Source organism: Dialister sp. (assembly GCF_036343215.1).
GTDB lineage: Bacteria > Bacillota > Negativicutes > Veillonellales > Dialisteraceae > Dialister.
Genome location: NZ_JAZASU010000078.1, coordinates 1 through 8,065 on the forward strand (window position 1 = coordinate 1; position 8,065 = coordinate 8,065).

Sequence of the window (8,065 nt, forward strand, 5' to 3'; positions counted from 1 at the left end):
CATTTCCAATGAAAACTGTGTATAAAAATGGCCCGCCATCTCATTTGATGCGGGCCTCCTCCACTGAGAACTATGAACTGAGAACTGATTACTTTATAAAATTCAGTCATTCAACATGTTGTGTAATTATTGTACAGCCCCGACCCTTCTTCCCTGCAGCCCAAATTCTCGAAAGTTAGCAGAATTTTCGATTTTTACGGGCATTTCAATCTCGTCTGTGCAAAGCTCCCATATAAAAAATATCGGCGCATCAGCGCCGATACCTTCACGAACCACGAATCACGAGCCACGAAATCTCGAGGTTTAATCTATCGGGGCTCGCCGAAGTGAGGCTAACCCACGAAAACCGCAGCTGTCTCAATCCTTTCCCTATGCCTAAAACTCCTGTCCATTACGGTACGCATGAATCTTTTTCCTTCATTTTCGACTTGTACGATCGTACGCCCCTCCTGCCCTCACCCTCCCGGACGCGGGAGGGACGCATGGAAATTTTATGTCACAATCGATTTAGCCTTTTTTTACTTCGGTGTTCATCTGCCGATATCGAAATTGACTCTATCCATTGAGGAAAACGGGATTTTTAACCCCGCCTGGGCAAAATCCCCATACATAATCCTGCCGCATCAGCGGCAGCACCTTCCCGATAGCCCCGATCACCCCGATAACCCCGAATTCTCGAAATTGACTCATTACGGGCATGCCGTGGTGAGGCTAACCCCGAAAACCGCAGCTGACTCAAACCACAGTAAATACCAGAAGTCTCAAACATACCGACACACATGATCCACGGCGATATCGGAGAATCCGTAGGCTTCCGCTTTCGTCACTTTTCCGTCGCAGATTTCCTTTGTTTCCAGAAGGAGCCGTTTCCCCGCATTTTCAATGGTTTCTTCTCCGCGGATGATAGAGGAAAGGTCTATATCGATATTGTCTTCCATCCATTCTGCGGTATGCTGATTGGCGGTGACTTTGATGACAGGAACCATAGAAAGTCCGGTCGGAGTTCCAAGACCGGTTGTAAAAATAATCACCTGACAGCCGGAAGCAGCCATGGAAGTAATGGAAGAAACATCAAATCCTGCGGTATCCATGACGAGGGCTCCTTTTTTCGAAGGCCGCAGGGCCTGAGGAAGGACTTCCGTAATGGGCCGGGTGCCGCCTTTTTTGATGCAGCCCAGACTTTTTTCTTCGAGGGTCGAAAGGCCGCCTGCTTTATTTCCGGGAGCCGGCTGGCCTTCCCGGCAGTTCTGGCCGGCCTCTGAAATATGATTTTCATAGTCCTCGCAGGTTTTGATGATTTCATCATGGATTTTCGCAGTGAGACCCCTTCTGGCCAGGATATGTTCTGCGCCAATCCATTCGATGGATTCACTGATCATGGCGGATCCTCCCATATCGATGAGGCGGTCCGACAGATTTCCTGCGGCCGGATTGGCGGCAATACCGCTGGTCGCATCACTTCCTCCGCATTCGATGCCAAGGAGAAGGTCGGAGATGGGGAATTTTTCTTTTTCCTGCAGGGAAGCCTCGGCGGCCAGTTTCTTTCCTGCCCGCACGGCTTTTTCCAGGGTCCGGAGGGTCCCGCCTTCCTCCTGGATGCCGAAGGAAATAATGGGTTTCTTCGTCAGTTTCTGCAGTCTTTCTTTCAGTTCCCTGTGAGACATGGATTCGCAGCCAAGGCCGATAATAACCACGCCGTAGACATTGGGATGAAGGGCAAAACCCATGAGGATTCTCCGGGTCATATCGATACTGGCCGCCACATCACCGCAGCCCGAATCAAAGGTAAGGTGCACGGATCCGCGGACTAATGAGGAAGCCACCCGGCAGGTTTCGCTGGAGCAGGCGCAGGTGGGAAGGAAAAGGACATGATTCCGGATGCCCGGCCGCCCTTCGCTTCTCCGATAGCCTTTGAAATAGAGAGGTTCGTCGGCATAAGGCGTGAACTCTGGCGCTTCCCAGGGGATGTCCCCCACGTATTCATCTTCATATTTCCTCGAAAGGCCTTCCAGATTTTTGTCATCCACCCGGTGGCCCTTTCCGATGAAGTCCGTGGCTTTCCCGATTTCTTCGCCATATTTGTAGACCACCTGTCCTTTGGAAATATCCTGAAGGGCGATTTTGTGCCACTGGGGAATGAAGTCTTCGGCGGTAAGACTCCCGCCTTCATAAAGAATCCGGTCTCCGGAGCGGGTTTCTTTTGTCACTGTCACTACCGTATCTTTCGGATGCTGAAGAATTGCCTGTATTTCCATAGTTTTCCTCATTTCATGGATTGAAATAAATGAATGGCTGCACGTTTATAAAATTCTTTCGGATGTTTCATGGATGCCTCGATTTCACGGTCATTTCGGGCCGCTGCTTTCACCCGGACCCCGGGGCCTTCCAGCTTTTCAGCGCCCTTTCCAAGGGACGCGGAAAAGATAAGACAGGGCACTTTCGCCCTTTGGCAGTGGGTAGCGATGATGGAAACGATTTTTCCGTCGGCGCTCTGGGAATCGGTCCGTCCTTCGCCCGTAATGACCAGGTCCGTCTCTTTCAGGTATTCATCAAAATGGTTGAAGCGAAGCACTTCTTCAGCGCCGGAAACCATTTTCCCTTTCAGAAATAGAAATAAGGCCGCTCCCAGGCCTCCTGCCGCCCCGCTTCCGGGGATGGTATCGGGATTTACGCCGAAAGTTTTCGTCAGGATATCCCGGTAATGCTCCATACCCTTTTCCAGGATTTCCACCATGGAAGGATCCGCCCCTTTCTGCGGAGCAAAAACCCGGACTGCCCCTTTGGGCCCGCAGAGGGGATTCGTCACATCGCTCAATATCGTAAATTCTGCAGACCTTGCAAGGGGTGAAAGTCCTGTCAGGTCGATTTTTTCTACTCTGGCAAGAGAGGCCCCGCAGCCGGGAAGAAGTTTTCCATTTCCATCCGGGAAACGAATGCCCAGTGCTTCCATGGCCCCCATTCCCCCGTCACTGGTAGCTGAACCGCCGATTCCGATAAAAATATGGCGGGCCCCATGGGCCAGGGCATGAAGAATCATCTCTCCCGTGCCGAAAGTGGAGGTTTGTAAAGGATTTCTTTCTTCTTCGGAAATCAGGGTGAGCCCCGAAGCCTCTGCCATTTCCATGAGGACTTCCGTTTCCGAAAGTCTGGCATAAGAAGCCATCCGTTTCCCGCCCAGAGGTCCATGGACAGGAAATGAGACTTTTTCTCCCGCTCCCGAAGAAAGAATGGCCGAAACCGTCCCCTCTCCCCCGTCTGCAGAAGGAAGGGAAATGGTTTTTACATCCGGAAATACCTCATGAGCCGCAGAACTCAGGATTTCGGAAACCTCCTCCGCCGAAAGGGTCCCTTTGAAAGAATCGGGAGCAAGAAGAATGGTCATGGAATCACCGCCTGTCGAAACTGGTTTTCTTCATTGTATCATGAAAGTTCGCAGTTATCAGTTATCAGTTCGCAGAGGACTGATAACTGAAGGGAAACTGAAATGCGTGGAAACTGTATATTGAGGTTAATGGGTAATGGACGAATGGCTGATGGCCTGAGAGGAGATTGAAATGCGGGGAAGCTGCACATTGGGGTTAATGGGTTAATGGACCAATGGCCGATGGACTGAGAGGAAACTGTAATATGAAAAAACTGTACATTTGGGTTAATGGGTTAATGGACGAATGGCTGTTAGCCTGAGAGGAAAGTGAAATGCGGGGAGGCTGTACATTGGGGTTAATGGGTAATGGATCAATGGCCGATGGACTGAGAGGAAACTGTAATATGAGAAAACTGTACATTGGGGTTAATGGGTAATGGACCAATGGCCGATGGACTGAGAGGAAACTGTAATATGAGAAAACTGTACATTGGGGTTAATGGGTTAATGGACCAATGGCTGTTGGTCCGAGAGGAAACTGTAATATGAGAAAACTGTACATTGGGGTTAATGGGTAATGGACCAATGGCTGATGGACTGAGAGGAAACTGTAATATGAAAAAACTGTACATTGGGGTTAATGGGTAATGGGTAATGGCTAACGGCTAACGGCTAACGGCTAACGGCTCAACAAGTCCCCGAGCGAAGCATGGGGCGTCAGGTTAATGGACGAATGGCTGTTAGCCTGAGAGGAAAGTGAAATGCGGGGAGGCTGTACATTGGGGTTAATGGGTAATGGGTAATGGCTAACGGCTAACGGCTAACGGCTAACGGCTAACTGCTAACGGCTAACAACTCAACAAGTCCCCGAGCGAAGCATGGGGCGTCAGGGCGGGTGGGCGGGCATAAAAAAGAGGCGCCTTCATTATTTAAAGGCGCCACAACAACTGCTAACTAAGAACTGAGAACTGATAACTTTTTACAAGCCAGTTTCTGAAAAATATGTTTAAATATGTTTCATCAGAGCTGCCGTCCCAAATCCACCGCCATCTGTTTATCCTTTTCCGGCGGCCGGCCGGCGATGGTGAGATAGCCTCCGATCATGGCTCCATTGAGTCCTGCTGCCAGGGCAAAGGCCTGGAGATCCCGGAGGGCTGTTTCTCTTCCTGCACAGACTCTCATGATGGTATGGGGCAGGATGAAACGGTATACGGAGAACATGGTGAGCACTTCCAGGGGTTTCGGCGGCTTGTTTTTTCCGAATGGAGTGCCCGGAATGGGGCTGAAAATATTGAGGGGCACGGAGGTGATGTGATGGCTTTTCAGGGCAAAAGCCATATCGATCCGGTCATCGGTTGTTTCTCCCAGGCCCATAATGCCGCCGGAGCAGACTTCGAGGCCTGCCTTCTGGATACGGCGGATATGATCTTCTTTTTCTTCATAGGTATGAGTAGTGCAGATATGGGGGAAATAGCGCTGCGCTGTCTCCAGATTGCAGTGAATCCTCTGACAGCCCGCCTTTTTGAGGCGCGCCAGCTGTTCATCGGTGAGTAAGCCCAGAGAGCAGCAGACGGAAAGTTTTGTTTCCTTTGTAATCATTTCCACGGCTTTGACGATGGCATCAAACTGGACCGGATCACTCTGGCCCCGTCCGCTCGTCACGATGCCAAACCGTTCCGCGCCGTATTCTTCCGCCTTCTTTGCCTGTTCCAAGAGGAACTCCGGCGTGCGGAGGGGGTATTCATCCACCCCCGTTTTATACCAGCCCGACTGGGCACAGAACCGGCAGTTTTCCGTGCACCGTCCGCTCCTTGCATTCACATCGGAGCAGAAACGCATTTTATCGCCGCAGAAAGTCTTCCGGATCTTGTCGGCAGAGGCCATGAGAAATAAAGGTTCCTTCTCCCCCGCTTCATACAGTTTCCCTGCTTCCTTTCGGGAAATCTCCCCGCCCGAAAGGACTTTGTCCAGACAGGCGGTGATGAATTGAATGTTTGTATCCATAATTCCAAGTCACTTTCATTTATTTAGCAAGTTATCAGTTATTAGTTATCAGTTATCAGTTCCTCATATCTGCGGGCAAGCTTTTGATTTCAAGTTTTCCAATCGATTTCATTTCTGCCAACTGCGAACTGAGCACTGATAACTGAGAACTATATTTCAAAGTTTTTCATCATGATGTCATCCCAGCCCACTGATAACTGGGAACTGCTAACTGATAACTCTATTTCAAAGTCACTAAAACGACGAAAAAACGCAGGGTTCTTTCGTCGTTTTGTTTCAGTTCAGATTCGGTGCAGTCTGGGTACGGCCGAGATCGTGAAGCATGGCGATATCATCGTGGGGATCGGAGCCTTTGCTGGTAAGGTAATTTCCGATCATGACACCATTCATGCCGCCTGCCAGTGCCATGGACTGGAGGCTTCTGAGATTGATCTGACGCCCGCCGGCGGTACGGATCTGTGCTTTCGGCAGGACGAAACGGAACATGGCGAAGGAACGCAGGATTTCAAGGGGAGAAAGGCGCTGATTATGTTCAAAAGGAGTACCCGGAATCGGGTTCAGCACATTCAGCGGTACCGCATCAATGTGCATATTCTTCAGATGAAAGGCCATTTCCACTCTCTGATCCAGGGATTCACCAAGACCGATAATCCCGCCGCAGCATACGCGAATCCCTGCCTTCTGGGCCCGGGCCACGTTTTCTGCTTTTTCTTCAGCGGTATGAGTTGTGCACACTTCCTTAAAGAAAGACGGTGCAGATTCGATATTGCAATGCAGACGGCTGATACCGGCTTCTTTCAGCTGGTAAGCCTGTTCCTGTGTCAGGAATCCGAGGGAGCAGCATACTTCGATGCCCACCTCCTTGCGGATGCGACGGATTAAGTCGAGAATTTCCGCAAAGTCCTTCGGATTTCTCTGGTCACGGCCTGCAGTAACAATATCGAAACGGGCAGCTCCGGCTTTTTTAGCTCTCTTGGCCGCTTCAATGACCTCTTCCTCCGGAAGGAATTGATAGGTTTTTACACCTGTGTTATAACGGGCAGACTGGGCACAGAATTTACAGTCTTCCTGGCAGGACCCGCTCCTTGCATTGATAATCGCGCAAAGATCGACGCTCCGGCCGGAGAATTTCTGGCGGATCTTATCAGCGCAGGCGAGAAGAAGCATGGTATCTTCGTCCTTCGTACGAATCAGCGCTCTTGCTTCGTCTTCGGTGATTTCCCCACCATTCAAAACCTTTTCAGTCCACTTTAAAATCTGTTCACAGCTGCTTTCCATTGCAAAACACTCCTTTGTAAATAAAAACCTGTCGTTAGAAATACAGGGTATAGCCTTTGTCAAACCTTACGCGAGTGCGTAATAGAAATATTCGTGTCTCGCAATGTGCGGAATATTTCTATTTCTATTATGAAATTGTCTAATCAAAGCTGAGGCTGGGTCCGGCCACGACCAAGGTCATTCACCATGACCAGATCATCTTCCGGATTTCTACCCGGAGTGGTCAGATAACCGCCAACCATGATTCCGTTCAGGCCGCCGGAAAGGGCATAGGCCTGAAGGCTTCTGAGGTTCACTTCCCGTCCGCCGGCAGTACGGATCAGTGCCTTCGGCAGGACGAAACGGAACATAGCGAAAGTGCGGAGGATTTCCAGCGGCGGGAGGCGGCGGTTCGTATAGAACGGGGTCCCCTTCACCGGATTCAGGACATTCAGCGGAACGGAATCGATATGCATGGCTTTCAGTTTGAATGCCATTTCCACTCTCTGGTCCAGGGATTCACCGAGACCGATGATTCCGCCGGAGCATACGCGGATGCCTGCTCCCTGTGCCACTTTGATAATCTGTTCTTTATCTTCCATGGTATGGGTGGAGCAGATTTCCGGGAAATAAGACGGTGCCGTTTCAATATTGCAGTGCATGCGGGTAATGCCGGCTTCCTTCAGCCGTCTTGCCTGCTCCGGAGCAATGAGTCCCAGAGAACAGCAGACTTCGATGCCCACTTCCTTCTGAATCTTCTTCACCAGATCGATGATTTCTTCAAATTCATTCGGATTGTCCTGGTTGCGTCCGCTCGTTACGATAGAGAAACGGGCAGCGCCTTCAGCTTTTGCCTTCTTTGCTGCTTCCAGAATCTGTTCCTCCGGAAGGAGACGGTAAACCTTCGCACCTGTATGATACCAGCCGGACTGGGCACAGAATTTGCAGTTTTCCTGGCAATGGCCGCTTCTCGCATTGATAATGCCGCAGAAATCCACCGCATTGCCGCCAAACTTCTGACGAATCTTATCCGCCATGGCCAGAAGGACCATGGTATCCTCATCTTTTGTACGGATTAATTTCTTTGCTTCTTCTTCAGTAATTTCACCACCATCGATGACTTTGTCAGCCAGTCTGATAATTTCTTCACAAGCACTGTTCATAGGGATACTTCCTTTCAAAAATGAGCAGCCCCTGTTCGAATTGTTACCTCGTGAATAAGTATAAAATAAACAATGGAATCTGTCAATTAGTTATTTTGGTCCGGTTAACAATATGAATATAGAAGTGGAAATACTTTTGCATCGGGACTGTCGGGGCTGTCGGGATGATCGGGGGTATCGGGAAGGATAAGGGGTGTACAAAAATAGAAATCATTACTTTAAGAACTTCAAGGGGAATAGTTATCAGTTATTAGTTATCAGTTCGCAGTTGTGGTGG

General features: G+C 49.9%; 5 protein-coding genes. All 5 read right to left on the reverse strand.

The window, feature by feature from the left end; translation table 11 throughout:
* Positions 1-761: 761 nt before the first annotated feature.
* The gene (locus VZT47_RS08385) at positions 762-2,255 is read right to left on the reverse strand and encodes a UxaA family hydrolase (protein ID WP_330224519.1); all 1,494 of its coding nucleotides are present in this window, start codon (positions 2,253-2,255) and stop codon (positions 762-764) included.
* Positions 2,256-2,263: 8 nt separating this feature from the next.
* Entirely contained in the window at positions 2,264-3,382 is a 1,119-nt protein-coding gene (locus VZT47_RS08390) for a glycerate kinase family protein (RefSeq protein WP_330224520.1), read from the reverse strand.
* Between the two features lie 1,002 nt (positions 3,383-4,384).
* Entirely contained in the window at positions 4,385-5,368 is a 984-nt protein-coding gene (bioB, locus tag VZT47_RS08395; protein ID WP_330224521.1) for a biotin synthase BioB, read from the reverse strand.
* A 276-nt stretch (positions 5,369-5,644) separates the two neighbouring features.
* Complete coding sequence (gene bioB / locus VZT47_RS08400; RefSeq protein WP_330224522.1) at positions 5,645-6,646, reverse strand: biotin synthase BioB; 1,002 nt, start codon at positions 6,644-6,646, stop codon at positions 5,645-5,647.
* 143 nt (positions 6,647-6,789) lie between these two features.
* Positions 6,790-7,788: a biotin synthase BioB gene (gene bioB, locus VZT47_RS08405; RefSeq protein ID WP_296956443.1), complete on the reverse strand. Its 999-nt coding sequence runs from the start codon at positions 7,786-7,788 to the stop codon at positions 6,790-6,792.
* Positions 7,789-8,065: the final 277 nt, after the last annotated feature.